This is a genomic window from Nostoc sp. (assembly GCF_036917095.1).
Classification (GTDB): Bacteria; Cyanobacteriota; Cyanobacteriia; order Cyanobacteriales; family Nostocaceae; genus Nostoc.
Map to the genome: position 1 here is coordinate 36,728 of NZ_JBALFH010000021.1, position 15,168 is coordinate 51,895.

Sequence of the window (15,168 nt, forward strand, 5' to 3'; positions counted from 1 at the left end):
TATAAAGGAAAATTTTATTCAACTAATGGTTGTGAAATCGGGAAAACTTCCTGACGGGGTTGAATCAACACTACAACAACACCGCTTGCAACCACAGCAAAGGCAGAAGGAATAAATGGCAACCATAGCCCTTGTTTTAAAAGAGCGATCGCACAAACTCCATATAAAGTTACAACTATCGCAACTATAGTGCATCCCTTATGTGAGAGCGATCGCACCCACCAAATAATCAGACTCCCAACTACAGACCAGCCGCATATCCAAAGAATATCGCCCCAGTAAGGCAAAACCCAAAGAATTGGACGTTGGTCTAAAACTGCACTCAAAACTTGGCTAACCATTTGTGCCTGTATAAATATCCCTGGTATTTCTTGGTAATCTTGCTGTGCAGTACTGTAGGGAGTTGACCAAGTATCGCTGACTGTATTAGCTGTCACTCCAACGATCACTACTTTATCTTTCATTGATTTACGATCGAATTGATCGCTCAATACCTCATCAATAGAAACTCTTTGATAATCTGTATTACGGTAATTGACAAGTATTTGATTTCCGCCTAAATCAACTCCTTGTTGATAAGCACCACTGCGGCTAAATTTTAAGCGTTTAAATACTTTAGAGCCAAACTGTACATAATCTTCATTAAATTTAGGTTTAATATTTTTATAAGATAAGTAACGAGCAGCTAATTGTAACGAGAGCGAATAAGGCGTTGTACAAGTCGAAGAAGGTTCTTGTGCCATCATCAAAAATTGGCGACGGACGATACCATCTGGGTCTTGAATTGCATCGGTAAAACCCTGACGTTCTACAGGTAAGTCTTTCGGAGGTTTAACACCTTGGGGGTCATATTTACTATCGCTGCCTTTGCAGACAACAACAACATTATCTTTATTAAGTTCAGCCGGAAGTTGTATTAGATTTGATTGATTTGGGGGGTCAGCGAAGTCTCTATAAACATCCAGTCCAACAACTCGCGGTTGATACTTTTGTAACTTGTTGAGCAATTTAGCTAACGTACTATCCGAAATGGATTTCATTCCTTTAGTCGTCTCTTGTCGTGATTGAATATCTTTTTCAGTAATTTCTACAATTATCAACCTTGGATCTGGGTCTTCCTTAGGTCGTAACCGTAGCATTTGATCGAAAGTTTGCAGTTCGATTTTCTCAAAGATTCCCACGTATCTCAACCCTACTGTTGAAATAGCCACAATCAAAGTACTAAGTAGTACAGTCCAAAGTTTTAATTTTGGTGTCGCAATTTTACCTTTTATCGAAACTTCACCTACAAATTTAGGATCAGCAAAATTACCGCACAGTTCTTGCCACGTAGTAGGAACAGTTGTAGGATTTTGACAGATAACTGGCAACCAACTGGCACAAGGAAATTCATTTTCCAGTCCTTGAAGTCTTTCTCGCGCTTCTCGCACAGCCAAGTAAAATGGTTTGCTATCTGCAAAGGCAGTAAGAAAGTTTTTTAAAAATTCCTGTGCGATTAAATCTGGCACTCCTTCCCGCATTACAATCATTTGGGGAATGTTTAAATCCGCTAAATTTCGTCCTAAACCAATTCCGTCACAAGAATTGAAAATTGCTAGTTTCAAACCGCGTCTAATTGCTGCCTTAAGTCCATTTTTCAATTGCAAAATTGCTAAACTTTCTGTTTTATTGATGCAAATTGCCCCAATCTCTCCGTCAGCAAGACTATTGCTATGTCCGGCAAAAAATAGAATATCCCAATCGTGATTCCATAGATACTCGTCAAGTGTTTGCCGTGTTGGTTCTATAAGAAAGGTGGTTTTGGCATCTGTTAAACCTTGTAACAAAGAGGCATCTTTCTCAATATCAATACCAACTCTATTGCCTAGAATCGCCAAAATTTTGACTTTACCTGTAGGAAATTTTTGTAATAGTTGAGGAGATTCATACTCATGATTGCTTAAAGCTAATTCCGCTTTCGGGTAATCTTCAAAAAAATGCCACAGATGCCAAGGCAAGCGATGCAGTAGAACTATATTTGTTTCAATAATTACTCTAATTTCATCATTACGACTAAGTAGAGTTCGCAACTGCCGTTCAATATTCTGAAATGATTCAAATTTTAACCAAGCATTGATATTTGCTTGTAGCTGTTGACATACTTCATTGAAGTCATTGATCGAAATATTGGTTATGTCTTGCGAATGTACTTTTATACGGTGATTTCTACCCAGGCGTTGATGAATTGCTGCGTAGAGTAACTGCCATCTGCGGTAGAGTTCGCTTAGTTCTGGTGCTGGCGGTAGACTCCCTGTTAATTTCACGGGTACAAATTCGTCATGACACCAAAGTTGAGCCGTGACAACAGGAAATCCTTGATTTAAATCTCCCCCCAAGAAACTGAAGACAACTAGCTTACTCATAAGTAAAATGGACTTTGCCATTCGCGATTAACTAATGACTAATCAACAGGGAGCATTCTACTTATGCAAAAACACCAAAAATAAGTGTATTATAAGGGCTACATAAGACAAATTTGACCCAATCAACACCGATTTGACACTGCTGGCTCCTAATAACTAAATTATGAAATTTTCTGTTATTTGATAATTATTCAGATCGATCTGGATGCTGAAACATTCTCCCACTTCCCCATCAAAGAGTTTCAACTGCACATAAATATCTTGAACTCTTGCTTGTACTTGTTGAAGTATTTCCCCTCGATCTGAAAGTAAAACTAGCTTGATATTAGCAGGTAGGTAAGGTTGATTAGAAGCTGGATGTAGTTGCACGCGAATACTAACTTGTTGGTTAGCTTCTGGTATTAAGGCAATTAATAAAATAACTTTTTGAGTCTCTATTTCTATTCCCAAGTCAATCAGCTTGGCGCGTTTGATAGCGGCAGCATTTAACCCAGAAGAAGTGCGGAAATTAAAAGCTAGGCTACTGGAGTTTGGCTCAAAAAAAGTCTCTATAGCTTGCCAAGAAGCATCGTAAATCTGCTCCAGCCAACGACTGAGATTCACTTGTACTTGTGAAAGTTGCGTAGGTGCAGCCTGTTGTAGAGATTGCAGCCTTTCTTGGTACAAACGCTGCCGCCATTGCTCATTTTCTAGTAGCACTCCCCAGGTTGTAAATGGCACTGCAATTCTAGGAAATGTTACAGAGGAATTACCTAACCGTTGCACAAGATTTTCTGCTTCAACAGTCGATAATTCTGGTAGTGGAGCGATCGCAGCTTTCATCTCCTCTGTTCCACAAAATTGGTAGGTCATCCAAAAAGCATTAAGGTCTTTAATTAAGTGCCCTGCATCTATACAATAAGTCCTATCTGCTTGGTCATAATGTGCCAGTGATTTAAGTTCTTGATGGGTTATATAGCTCCAAATTCTTACCCACTCCCCATCTGCTGTAACTTGCACTGCTAAATAATAGTCTGCTGCCCAACTGGGAATGTCTACCCATTCTTGAGGAACTTCTAACTCGCTATCATCAATTGCCTCGCTAGGAATTAAAACGACTCGCTTTTCCTTTAACAAAATTGCTGTGCCATTGACAAATTCCCAAAAAGCAGGAATACCAGGGGAACTATGCCAGATACTTGCTTCTGGAACATATTCAGCTTTTACCCAATTCAAAAACCCATGAAGGCAAATTTGATTTATGTAAGCACGCCAGCGACTGCTAGGTGTGGCGTACATTTGGCTTTCTTGCCAAGAACTTGTCTGTAATGATGGTGATATTTCTAATAATAGTTCCTGCGGTTCAGTAAAAGCCGAAGTCATTTTTACTACCTCATCTTTCATAACGTCAGCTAGATTCGCCATACTTAACTTTCAACCATTCTTCCAAAGCGGTACTCATATCATTAACTAGGTTGGAAGTCACAGAAATATTAAGCGTGTCTTGACTCCATTGGATCAATGCTGCCAGCATTGATTCTCTAGCTTTGAACAACCGGCGAGAAACAGTAGGCTGACTCATTTGTAGGCGTTGTACAATCTGTGGTTGAGTCAGCCCCTGTTGGTAGTAAAGTTTAAGTATTTCCTGGGTTTTCGCCTCAAGACTTTGTAAAGCTTTTAACAAGACAGCTTGAATCTGAGATTGTTGATTTTGTTGGTTTTGGGCATCCTCTTGGGCTATCATCTGAGCGATTAATGATTCAGAAGATGGATCTGGCAAATCAAGAGTTGTTATGCTGCCATCTTCTGAACTCACTAAATTTAGAGAATTAACAGGTGGAAACAGATAAGTACGCACGTGGATAGCTGCTTGGATTAACCACTGTTCAATTTTCTCGATTGTGCATTGTGGAGCAGGTTGAGCTAATTGATTTTGTCGTTCGCGGTTATACAGGTTGACAATAGCCTCCCAAAGCTGGCGATCTGGTTCAGGTAATGCCTTTGTGCCTCCAGGTTGGTTTTGCACATACAGTTCTTTGAAACAAGTCCACGCTAAACGATATTGGGCAATTGTAGAAGGTGATAATCCAGCTTTATCAAGAGCTTCTAAAAACTGTTTTTTGCTCACTTTGCGTAATAATGCCCAATTTGTACAAATATCAGCTTCCTTTCGTTGGCGTAAAATGTCTTTTAACCGGCTAGGAATTGCCATAGTCCCATAAACTTTTAAACTAGAGCATTTTTCTGGGTTAAAGTTTTTGAGAATTGTTTCAATTTCAGCATTCGCCATTTGAAAATAATCTGCTAGGCTATGTTGACTATTTGTAAACTTAGCAATTGTTTTTTTAGCAGCCCAATAATTTGGTTCCTGTAAATAGGCTGAGAGATGCATTCTAGCAAGGCTATTAGATTGCTCTTGCCAGCACTTGTACCAATGTAACGCCCAAAAATTTTCTGAGTTAGGGACAATTGGTGAATACTCCAAACAAGTTTGGATACTTCGATGCAATTTGATATCAATCAACCATTTGCTGAATCTGTCTCCTTCCAACTCAACGAAGGTTGAGAACATCTCCGTAATTTCTTGGCGAGGACGCATAAGCAGTTAAAAAATTAAATCGATCTGAACTTAAGCAACTGTCAAAGCCGCCCACACCTCTGTGGCCGATCGCAAGATACTAATTTCCTAATTTGCAATTCAATAGCGCACATATATTTATTATTCCTTGAGGTTTTTTGAACATAACCCTACTTGTATTCTGTTGAATCTAGATAATTTGGTTAGATTAAAGTTAAATTGATGTATAATCAGCCAAAAATAAAGTTAGTCTAGCTTTGTCCGAAATAGTCTAATGCAAGAACGTGCAATATAAAGTAAGGTAAAATCCGAGTCCAATGGACAGGACAGTATAAATATGCTGACACCAAAACCATACAGGATTTTACACGTTTTTTAGGCTATTTCGTCGCCCGATCGGAGATTCCACTTCATCTGATTCAACTATTTGGCAAGGCAAGGATTCTCGTTAAGCTGTGGAGCGATCGCTGAATCCTCTAGTTTGCTTGCTCTGATAAAGCTGTTTATGTCATACTTACAGTACTTACAAATTACTATATTCCGAGCGACTTTAAGTAGTATATTTAAGGGTCGCCAAAAGACCTGAGTTCGAGGTCAGAAACTGAAGAAGAAAACAAAGCAGGATTTAGGCTACAAGTAGTTGCGATCGCTTAACTCCGATGGAAGTATCTCAAGTTTGCAGAAACATCAATTTTTCGCAAGATGGAATCTTGCCCGTCTTGCAAAAAATTTGGTGGACAGTTATGTCCTTCAGGGCTGGGGTAAAAATTTAGATGCATTCAAACTGATGAAAAATTAGAGATTAAAAGAATTCTTTCCCAGCCCCCAATCCCTTTTTATTGCAAATTAGTACTAGTAAAGTGAGTTTTGAAGGAGTATTTATGTCACAGTTGGAGCAAGCAGTGCCAGACACCTTTGTAACTAGACGCTTAGAAACTCTCCCCAATATTTTAGACCGGGTTGAGGCTCTGGCCAAAGACTTTGCCACCCGTGCAGGGGCACACGACAAAGACGGTTCTTTTCCCTTCGAGAATTTTACAGCTTTGCATGAGGCAGGATTACTCAGCCTCACCATTCCACGTGAATTAGGTGGTCAGGGTTTAGGGCTGCCAACTATCTGCCGAGTGATTGAAGGCATAGCGCGTGGCGATGCCTCGACCGCGCTAGTATTGACAATGCACTATCTTCAACACGCTCATGCCGCCCGTAGCCGTCGCTGGAATCCAGAAGTATATAAGCGGCTGTGTCGTGAATCGATTGAAGGCATTGCCCTGCTCAATGCTGCCCGTGTCGAACCTGAGTTAGGGACGCCAGCTAGAGGCGGATTGCCTGCCACATTTGCCGAACGAACAACAGAGGGTTGGCGTTTAACAGGCCACAAGCAATACACCACGGGCAGTCCTATCCTCAGCTACTTTGTTGTTTGGGCACGGACAACTGAGGATGAACCACGAGTTGGGAGTTTTCTGGTTCCGCGCGATCTGCCAGGTTTGCAAATTGTCGAAACCTGGGATCATTTGGGGATGAGAGCTACAGGCAGCCACGATCTCATTTTGGAGAATGTATTAATTCCCTTAGAGTATGCCTTGAATATCAGCCCTATATCTGCTGCGCCATCCTTCGATCCGCTGATTTCGACTTGGGGCAGTTTGACAGTGAGTGCTTTATATCTCGGTGTTGCTACTAGTGCGCGAGACTGGCTTGCTAAATATCTTTGGGAGCGATCGCCTTCTAATCTCAAAGAGCCACTGGCAACTCTACCACGCTTCCAAACTGCTGTAGGTGAGATGGAAGCACTGCTGTTTGCTAACAATAGATTGATTTATAGTTTGGCTGAAGATATCGACAAGGACGAGTATGAGCCTAACGTAGGATTACAGGCACAAGCTGTTAAATATCTTACTACAACTAACTCCATTCGTGCTGTGGAAATTGCCTTAGAACTAACTGGTAATCCTGGTCTGTTGAAAAGGAATCCTTTAGAGCGACACTACCGTGACGTTCTGTGCAGCCGTATTCATACACCGCAAAATGATGTTATTTGCCAGTCGTTAGGGAAATCTGTACTGAAAGTCAAGTGATTGGGGAGCAGGGGGAAAATTCCTTCCCTCTGTTCCGAATGGCACTAAGAAAAGGGAAAATCGTTGAGGCAGCAGGGGTGCTCTTGAGCAAAGGAGCAGGGGAGAAAAAAGAAATTTTAGGCATAGGAACGGATATTTAGAAATTCCCCTCTGCACCACTGCCTCTCTGCAATCCTTACGCCGCCTACCCTTCAGCTTGACTTAGTGCCATTCCCCTCTGTTCCTTTGCCTTTTCTGCCCAATTCCCAATATTTTGAATTGCTCAGTATCCAGCTTGTTTGTCTACGACATTCCGCAAGGGCTGACCAGTTCGGTAGCGTTTGAGATTGTCAATAAACAGTTGTGCTATCCGCTCTCTCAGCCGTGGTGACAAGGCTGAACAATGGGGCGTGATAAAGGCGTTTGGTAACGACCACAAGGGACTTTCTGGTGGCAAAGGTTCTGTAGCCACTGTATCTAATCCAGCACCTGCAATCCATCCTTCACGTAGTGCGGTAATTAATGCGGCTTCATCCACGATCGCACCACGAGCAATGTTAATTAAGTAAGCAGACTGACGCATAGAGCGCAATGCAGCTTCATCGATCGAGCCTTTAGTTTCTGGAGTTAGTGGTGTAGCAATAACTACATAATCGGCTGCTGGCAAGAGCGATCGCCATTCATCAGCACCCACAACTTTGTCAAAATTCGGTAGGGGTTCGGGATGGCGACGACTACCCCAAACTTGAACTCCAAAAGCTTTAGCACGAGATGCGATCGCTTGACCTATATTCCCAGTACCAAGAATTAATAAAGTCGCGTTTGCCAACTCTTCGAGAAACACTCCTCTTACCCAAGTGTGTTCGTCCTGCAAAGTTTGTAATTTCCGCAGATTCTTGGCGTGATAGAGCATGAATGCCAGTACAAATTCCGAAATTGGAATCGCATGAACGCCTGCGCCATTAGTAAGGATAATGTCCTTTTGCAAAAAAGTTGGCGTGAGGATGTGATTCACGCCAGCACTCGGTGACTGTTGCCAACGCAATAGGGGTGCTGCTGTCAAAACTTTGTCAAGGGTAGAAGTTTTCAGGTAAAATCCGTTGACATAAACTTCTGCATCACTAGCATCACCATCAAGATTACCTTCACTATCCACCTCTACAACATCTATATCAGATGGTAGATGTGGCTCAATATCAGCAATGAGATGATCGGGTAAAATTAGTTTGACCATTTTCTACTCCCTAATTCCATTTTAGATTTTGGATTGTGTAACCAGATCGGCAACACTTCTTCATTTTTAATTTTTAATTGTTTAGTATCCTGCTTCTTTGTCCACTACATTTAGTAACGGCTGACCAGCTTGATAACGCTTCAGATTGTCGATAAATAGCGCTATTGAACGCTGTTTACTTTTGGGTGAATGACCAGAAGTATGAGGTGTGATAAAGATATTAGGAAGTGACCACAAAGGACTTTCAGGTGGTAGCGGTTCTGAGTTAACTGTGTCTAATGCTGCACCTGCAATCCAACCTTCTGTGAGCGCTTTTATTAATGCCGATTCATCGATTACGCCACCACGAGCAATATTAATTAGGTATGCATGTTTTGGGAGCGATCGCAATACAGATTCATCAATAAATTCTTTGGTTTCTAAAGTTAATGGTGTCGCAATAACTACATAATCGGCTCCTGGTAGGAGCGATCGCCATTCATCAGCACCTACTACTTTATCAAAATTTGGTAGCTCTTGCGGATGACGCCGACTGCCAATAATTTTTAAGCCAAAAGGTTTAGCACGGGCGGCAATTTCTTGACCAATACCACCAGCACCAATAATTAGCAAGGTTGCATCTGTCAACTCTTCGATGGCAAAGCCTCTTTTCCAGTGACGTTCTGCTTGTAAAGTGTATAATTCCTGTAGGTGTTTGGCATGAGCCAGTATATAAGCGATTACAAATTCTGCGATCGGAATTCCATGTACTCCGGCCCCATTTGTGAGGATAATATCTCTTTCCAAATAAGTTGGTGTCAGGATGTGATTCACGCCTGCATTTGGTGCATGATGCCAACGCAATGCAGGTGCTGCTTCTAGTATTTTATGTAGCGTCGGACTTCTGGATAAAAACCAACTGAAATAAACTTCAGCATCGCTAGCATCCCCGTCTAAATTTCCTTCAACATCTACACTGACCACCTCTGTATCAGGTGGTAGATGAGGCTCAATGTCAGCAACGAGATCGAGCGGTAAGATTAGTTTCATCTTAGATTACCTCTTTATAGAACTATCTCTAAAAATGGCTTCTGTTTCACTAATAAATTAAGTATTATTTGCTAGTAATACAAATTTTGATAATTATTTTTAATAATAGAAAAAGTCCCTAGAAAGAAAAATGATTAAATTTAATAGCCTCTTTGAAAAATAGAATATACTAAGCTCTTAAGAATATTGATTCTCGAAGTAGCCTATTTTACCGCAGCTACCTCAAGCATGATATTAATCAACTAACAAAAGCTAAATTTCAACTACTCAACTAACTGCAACAATTGGTTATTTGACTGAGTACCTTCATTGCTCATTACTCGCTGGAGAACTGCTTCTCTGATATTGACAAATACTTCACTACTTCTATCTCGTGGGCGTGAAAGTCTCACAGGCAAATCGAGAGAAATTTGCCCTTCTTCAATCACTATCACTCGGTCTGCCAACGCCACAGCCTCTTCCACATCATGAGTAACCAAAAACGCAGTAAATCTCCGCTCTTGCCATAGATTTTCAATTAAACTCTGCATCTCTTGGCGAGTTAGAGCATCTAATGCTCCCAAAGGTTCATCTAACAACAACAAACGGGGCTGACTAACTAATGCTCTTGCCAATGATACGCGTTGCCGTTGTCCACCAGATAAAACATATGGCCACTCATCGGCCCGATCTTTGAGTCCGACTTTATCGAGTACCCACAAAGCTTTTTCACGCCAATTACCTTCCAAGCCCAACCCCACATTCTGAACAACGCGCTTCCACGGCAGTAAGCGAGGGTCTTGAAACATCACTGTTACGAAACGGCTGAGTCTATGCAGTGGTTCTCCATCCAGCAGTATTCCGCCTGAAGTTGCTTTATCTAATCCTGACACAAGACGCAATAAGGTACTCTTACCACAACCACTCCGTCCGACAATAGCGACAAATTCACCTGCTTCAACTTCTAAATTCAGCGAGTTTAAAACAGTTTTCTTGCCAAAAGCCTTCGTCAAATCCAAAATACTTAGTTGTGTCCCTTGTACATTAGAACTCACTTGCAAAATCTCCTTTTTTAGAACAATCGGGATTTAATTATTTAATGAGGCGTTGAACAAAGCAAATTACAGTCAAAAGTTAAAAAAAATAATTTTAAACTTTTAACTCTGGTAATTTTGGCATTTATGACTTTTGATAATTCGGGTTCCAAGCCAAGAATTTTGTTTCTAATCCTTTGGCAACAGCATCTGCTAATTTACCCAGCAGTGCATAGATTACAATACTCAAGACGACAACATCAGTTTGCATAAACTCACGGGCATTCATTGCCATATAACCAAGGCCGGAATCTGCCGCGATCGTTTCTGCCACAATTAGTGTCAGCCACATAATTCCCAAAGAAAAACGGACACCAACCAGAATCGAAGACAAAGCTCCTGGAAAAATGATTTGCCACAGCAGTTGTGGTGTTTTTAATCCATAGACTTTTCCCATTTCAATCAGTCCAGGGTCAACACTGCGGATGCCATGAAATGTATTGAGATATATCGGGAAAAATACCCCCATAGAAACTAGAAATAATCTAGCTTGATCGCCAATACCAAACCAGAGAATTACTAGCGGAATTAATGCCAAGTTAGGGATAGTCCGAAGCATTTGCAGAGAACTATCCAGTAACTTTTCTGCTACACGAGAAAAGCCATTGAGCAATCCCAAAGCGAACCCAATACTGCCACCAACTATAAAACCAGATATCGCTCGCCCAGCACTAATTCCTATATGTTGAAAAAGTTCTCCGGTGGAGGCTAGTTTAATAGCTGTAGCGATTACGCCACTAGGGGCTGGTAAAATTCTAGTTGAGAGTAAACCAATTCTGGAAGAAATTTCCCAAAGTACTAGCACTAGAACGGGCACAATCCAGGGAACTATTTTTTCGATTTGCGGGTTGTCTAACACCTCGCTCAGGGATATATTATTGTTGCTTTTGGTGCGTTTAAAGGTAATAGTCATGGAATTTGGGATTTTAGATTGTTCCAAAGGATGAATCTAGAAGCAACGCCAACATAATTCGTAATTTGCTCTTGAATTACGAATTATTAGGTTATGAAGCACTCGTTAGTTGTTTAGCAAATTTTTCATTGGTGACGATTTCGCCAACAGGACTTAAGACTGGTGGCGTTAGCGGTGCGGGTTCGCTTTGCAAAGGTAGGCGGGGAAATAATAATTCAGCGGTGCGATACGCCTCTTCTAAATGAGGATATCCAGAGAAAACGAAAGTTTCTATGCCCAAATTGTGATATTCCAGCATCCTAGCGGCAACGGTGTCGGGATCTCCAACTAGCGCCGTACCAGCACCACCCCGCACCAATCCAATTCCTGTCCACAGGTTGGAGCTAATCTCTAAGGCTTCTCGACTACTACTATGTAGTTGACTCATGCGCCGCTGTCCTTCAGAATCAGAACTAGCTAAGTCTTTCTGAGCTTTTGCGATCGCATCCTCATCCACATACTTAATTAGCTCATTGGCAGCATCCCAAGCAGCAGATTCGGTTTCTCGCACAATTACATGCAAGCGAATCCCAAAACGAACTGTTCTACCTTGTTCGGCTGCTAATTTTCGGACTTCGGCAATCTTTTGGGCCACTTGTTGTGGTGGTTCGCCCCAAGTCAGGTAAACATCAATGTGTTTAGCAGCAACTCGCTTGGCAGCAGCAGATGAGCCACCAAACCACAAAGGTGGATAGGGTTTTTGAACTGGTGGGAATAAAAGCTTACCGCCTTTGATATCCAGGTAGTTTCCTTTAAAATCGACCGTTTCCCCGCTGACGATACCCCGCCAAACTGTGAGAAATTCATCGGTTAAATCATAGCGATCGTCATGACTAAGATGCAAGCCATCCCCAGCGAGTTGCACAGGATCTCCACCTGTTACCACATTAATCAACAATCTTCCTTTAGAAATCCGGTCAAATGTTGCTGCCATCCGGGCAGCAGCACCTGGGGAAGTAATTCCTGGGCGAATTGCCACGAGAAATTTCATCTGTTTGGTAACAGAGATAAAAGCGGCAGCAGTTATCCAAGCATCTTCACAAGAACTCCCTGTGGGTAACAATGCACCCGTGTAGCCTAAACTATCCACAGCTTGGGCAATTTGCTGTAAATAATCAGGTGTGGCAACACGAGAACCAATATCTGTGCCTAAATAGCGTCCGTCATGAGAACCAGTAGGAATAAACCAGAGAATTTGCATGTTTGTCAGGGTATAAGGTCTAGCTTATACGGTACTTCGACCGAATTACCGTAGTTTATAGTCAGCATTTTACAGGAAATTATTTCAAAAGGCAGTATACATTAACGATTCATAAAGAATAACGACCCACAAAATTGACTCGATCGCGGATAATCCTGGTAATCATGACACTTTTTCTGCCAGAATGGCTGTCGTGAAGAATACAAGTTTTGTATAAGGTTACGAGCGGTGATGCTTAGACTCTGTATACAATAGTTACCTCTAACTAGTCTGCCACAAGCATTATGAAAAAGCACTTTAGGGAACTCCAAAAAATAAATTATCCAATTTCTGAACTTTTCTGAACTTCACTACAACTTTCCCTGCCCCCTGCTCCCTGCCCTAAAAGTGATGGGATATTTTTTATTTGGAACTCCCTTAGGGAACTCCAAGAAATAAATTATCCAATATTGTGGGGTGGGCATCCTGCCCGCCCAGTTGATATGGCTCTCGTGTCGCCCACCCCACAAGAGTTAATTGGATACTTTTTTATTTGGAAGTCCCTTAGTGCTTAGACGAGGGCTAGAGCCACCCACGACAAACTTACCAAAATTAATTTTGCAGAGGTAGGTGGTTTCTATTACAAATCCTCCAACTCAACGAACAATTCTGACGAGCGTGGGGGCGAGAGCGCGAAATCATTCGAGAAAAAGGTCTGTGGGTTAGAAAGTAAAGGTAGTGCGGAGAGCACCTACCCAAATTGGATCGTTGTTATCGTTATGTTCTGGTTTGGTAATTACATAAAAATCTGGAGTAACAGTGATATTGTCATTCACTCGATAAGTGTAGAAAGCTTCAATGTGTAAAGAGGTACTAGGATCTTCTCGAAGAATCCCAGCCCTACTTCTATAATCACTACTTGTGACTTTAGGCGGTATCCCAACGATAATCCCACCCAGATTGCCTTTTTTAAACAAGTCTGGTAAACCAATTGTCAATGCAGTATTAACGATTGTCGCATCACTATCACCGCCTCTGTTTTGATGGGCGCGTGTATAGCCGAACCAACCACCCAAAGTTAAGCTCCGACTGGTTCTCCAGTTAAATTCAAATCCAAAGTTATCGGTTGTAGTGGAGTTTTGTTCAAAAGGATTTCTGGCGAAAGCGCTACCTGTACCACCAGTGACGTTAAAAGCCGGGTCAGCACCACTAGTGTTATCAATATAGTATTTGCGGGCGTAAGTTAGACCAAAATCTAGCTGGCGAGTGGGCGATATGGTTAACTGAGCAAGTGCCAAATTAGTACCATTGAAAAGTCCACGGGCAGGGTTAGGAGCCTGATTATTATCCGCTATGTAACCTAAGCTTAATTGCAATTTATCGCTAAACTTATAGCCAAGAGCTAAACCTGCACCATCAAAGCCTGGCCGATAAACAGTATGGTTGAATATGGCAAACCGCGAGACAGCACCATTTAGCCCACCAACGGCACCATTTAAGGTGGGAGCAAAGATAGCTGGTTGAAGTGCTCTAGGGCCTACCCACACAGTAGCTTTTGAGCCTAACGGGAAACGATATGTTAACTGACTAAGATACGTATCAGTTCTCCCCTCACCATCAATGGTAAAACGGGTCATCTGGGTTCCCGTAGTAGTCCCTAAGTTAGGAATGTTATTTCCTGCTGTTAAAAGAGTGGTTAGTTGATCTCTGCCAGTAAAGCTCGTTTGAAAGTTAAGTCTGGCACGATAAGTAAAGAATGTTTGAGTACCATCATTTGTATCATCAGCAGGAGTATTATTGGCGCGATCGCCAAATGTATCCGCTACCAGAAATGTTGCATCCCCGATCAGTTTGGTAGTTGTAGAAAACTGATTAGCTTCCACCTTAGCTTGACGCGTTTCTAAGGCATCTACCCGTCCGCGCAGTGTTGTCAGTTCAGACCTAAATTGTTCTTGCAGTTTTTGCAGAGTAGCTAAGTCTTCCTTTCGTACCAACTCTCCAGTGCTAGTAGCAATCAATTCGTTGAGGCGATCGAGGGCTGCATTCAAGCCTGCGGCAAATTCATAACGAGTTAGCGCCCGATTACCTTTAAATGTGCCATCTGGATATCCGGTAATCACACCATAGCGCTCAACTAGAGACTGTAACGCTTGAAAGGCCCAATCTGTAGGTTGAACATCCGACAGTTGCGAAACAGATGTAACTTGCTCTATGCGATCGCTAGGTGCTGCTAAAACTTGAACTTTTGATGTGCTAGGAGAAGGTTCAAAAGATTGAGTAATGATAGTTGGGGCAATCTTTTCAACGAAGAGGTAGGGGGACTTGGGGCCCCCACGGAGTGGGGATTGGGGGAGAGGGGACACAACGCTTGGCACAATCACCTCATCCTGCTGCTCCCTTGCCTCTTTTCCAATTGGTATTACTTGCTGTGTCGGCTGTGTTGTCTTTTCTACTTCAGCAGCGAGTGTACCTGAAGACAGGACTACGAGTCCACCGAACAACGCTGGAATCACTAGCAAATAATTCCACAAAACTTTAGACATGGGTTGTTTGTTCCTCACACAATATCAACTAAATTTCGCTGCTCAATCTTTTTCGGTAGCTACAAGACCTTGTGGAACGAACATCCGTATATATAATTCTTGGAATTTCTTCGGTTTCCAAGTTTGAGCGTACATCTG

The 15,168-nt window shown here is 42.0% G+C and carries 10 protein-coding genes; 1 reads left to right on the plus strand and 9 read right to left on the minus strand.

Features of this window, described 5'->3' with window-relative positions:
• Positions 1 to 14: 14 nt before the first annotated feature.
• The 3 genes from V7L01_RS09925 to V7L01_RS09935 all read right to left on the minus strand — a co-directional run bounded on the left by V7L01_RS09925 (position 15) and on the right by V7L01_RS09935 (position 4,980).
• The gene (locus V7L01_RS09925; RefSeq protein ID WP_335034236.1) at positions 15 to 2,402 is read right to left on the minus strand and encodes a CHASE2 domain-containing protein; all 2,388 of its coding nucleotides are present in this window, start codon (positions 2,400 to 2,402) and stop codon (positions 15 to 17) included.
• Between the two features lie 156 nt (positions 2,403 to 2,558).
• Entirely contained in the window at positions 2,559 to 3,764 is a 1,206-nt protein-coding gene (locus V7L01_RS09930) for a DUF1822 family protein (protein WP_335034239.1), read from the minus strand.
• Positions 3,765 to 3,789: 25 nt separating this feature from the next.
• A complete protein-coding gene (locus tag V7L01_RS09935; protein WP_335034241.1) occupies positions 3,790 to 4,980 on the minus strand; it encodes a sigma-70 family RNA polymerase sigma factor in 1,191 nt (396 codons plus the stop codon).
• Positions 4,981 to 5,840: 860 nt separating this feature from the next.
• Between V7L01_RS09935 and V7L01_RS09940 the strand changes: the two genes are divergently transcribed.
• Positions 5,841 to 7,040 (plus strand): acyl-CoA dehydrogenase family protein, encoded by a 1,200-nt coding sequence (locus V7L01_RS09940; protein ID WP_335034244.1) that lies wholly within the window; start codon positions 5,841 to 5,843, stop codon positions 7,038 to 7,040.
• Between the two features lie 262 nt (positions 7,041 to 7,302).
• Here the strand turns inward: V7L01_RS09940 and V7L01_RS09945 are convergent, their stop codons facing one another.
• The 6 genes from V7L01_RS09945 to V7L01_RS09970 all read right to left on the minus strand — a co-directional run bounded on the left by V7L01_RS09945 (position 7,303) and on the right by V7L01_RS09970 (position 15,030).
• The gene (locus V7L01_RS09945) at positions 7,303 to 8,253 is read right to left on the minus strand and encodes a D-2-hydroxyacid dehydrogenase (protein WP_335034247.1); all 951 of its coding nucleotides are present in this window, start codon (positions 8,251 to 8,253) and stop codon (positions 7,303 to 7,305) included.
• A gap of 81 nt (positions 8,254 to 8,334) precedes the next feature.
• Positions 8,335 to 9,282, minus strand: coding sequence for a D-2-hydroxyacid dehydrogenase (locus V7L01_RS09950; RefSeq protein WP_335034250.1), 948 nt, complete (start codon positions 9,280 to 9,282; stop codon positions 8,335 to 8,337).
• A gap of 263 nt (positions 9,283 to 9,545) precedes the next feature.
• Entirely contained in the window at positions 9,546 to 10,316 is a 771-nt protein-coding gene (locus V7L01_RS09955) for an ATP-binding cassette domain-containing protein (protein ID WP_335034253.1), read from the minus strand.
• Positions 10,317 to 10,440: 124 nt separating this feature from the next.
• Complete coding sequence (ssuC, locus tag V7L01_RS09960; protein WP_335034256.1) at positions 10,441 to 11,268, minus strand: aliphatic sulfonate ABC transporter permease SsuC; 828 nt, start codon at positions 11,266 to 11,268, stop codon at positions 10,441 to 10,443.
• Positions 11,269 to 11,359: 91 nt separating this feature from the next.
• The gene (gene ssuD, locus V7L01_RS09965) at positions 11,360 to 12,508 is read right to left on the minus strand and encodes an FMNH2-dependent alkanesulfonate monooxygenase (RefSeq protein ID WP_335034259.1); all 1,149 of its coding nucleotides are present in this window, start codon (positions 12,506 to 12,508) and stop codon (positions 11,360 to 11,362) included.
• 701 nt (positions 12,509 to 13,209) lie between these two features.
• A complete protein-coding gene (locus tag V7L01_RS09970; protein ID WP_335034261.1) occupies positions 13,210 to 15,030 on the minus strand; it encodes an iron uptake porin in 1,821 nt (606 codons plus the stop codon).
• Positions 15,031 to 15,168: the final 138 nt, after the last annotated feature.

Bases quoted from the DNA above. Each gene is read 5' to 3' on its own strand.
- V7L01_RS09925 (WP_335034236.1), bottom strand. From the start codon at position 2,402: ATGAGTAAGCTAGTTGTCTTCAGTTTCTTGGGGGGAGATTTAAATCAA.
- V7L01_RS09930 (WP_335034239.1), bottom strand. From the start codon at position 3,764: ATGACTTCGGCTTTTACTGAACCGCAGGAACTATTATTAGAAATATCA.
- V7L01_RS09935 (WP_335034241.1), bottom strand. From the start codon at position 4,980: ATGCGTCCTCGCCAAGAAATTACGGAGATGTTCTCAACCTTCGTTGAG.
- V7L01_RS09940 (WP_335034244.1), top strand. From the start codon at position 5,841: ATGTCACAGTTGGAGCAAGCAGTGCCAGACACCTTTGTAACTAGACGC.
- V7L01_RS09945 (WP_335034247.1), bottom strand. From the start codon at position 8,253: ATGGTCAAACTAATTTTACCCGATCATCTCATTGCTGATATTGAGCCA.
- V7L01_RS09950 (WP_335034250.1), bottom strand. From the start codon at position 9,282: ATGAAACTAATCTTACCGCTCGATCTCGTTGCTGACATTGAGCCTCAT.
- ssuC (WP_335034256.1), bottom strand. From the start codon at position 11,268: ATGACTATTACCTTTAAACGCACCAAAAGCAACAATAATATATCCCTG.
- ssuD (WP_335034259.1), bottom strand. From the start codon at position 12,508: ATGCAAATTCTCTGGTTTATTCCTACTGGTTCTCATGACGGACGCTAT.
- V7L01_RS09970 (WP_335034261.1), bottom strand. From the start codon at position 15,030: ATGTCTAAAGTTTTGTGGAATTATTTGCTAGTGATTCCAGCGTTGTTC.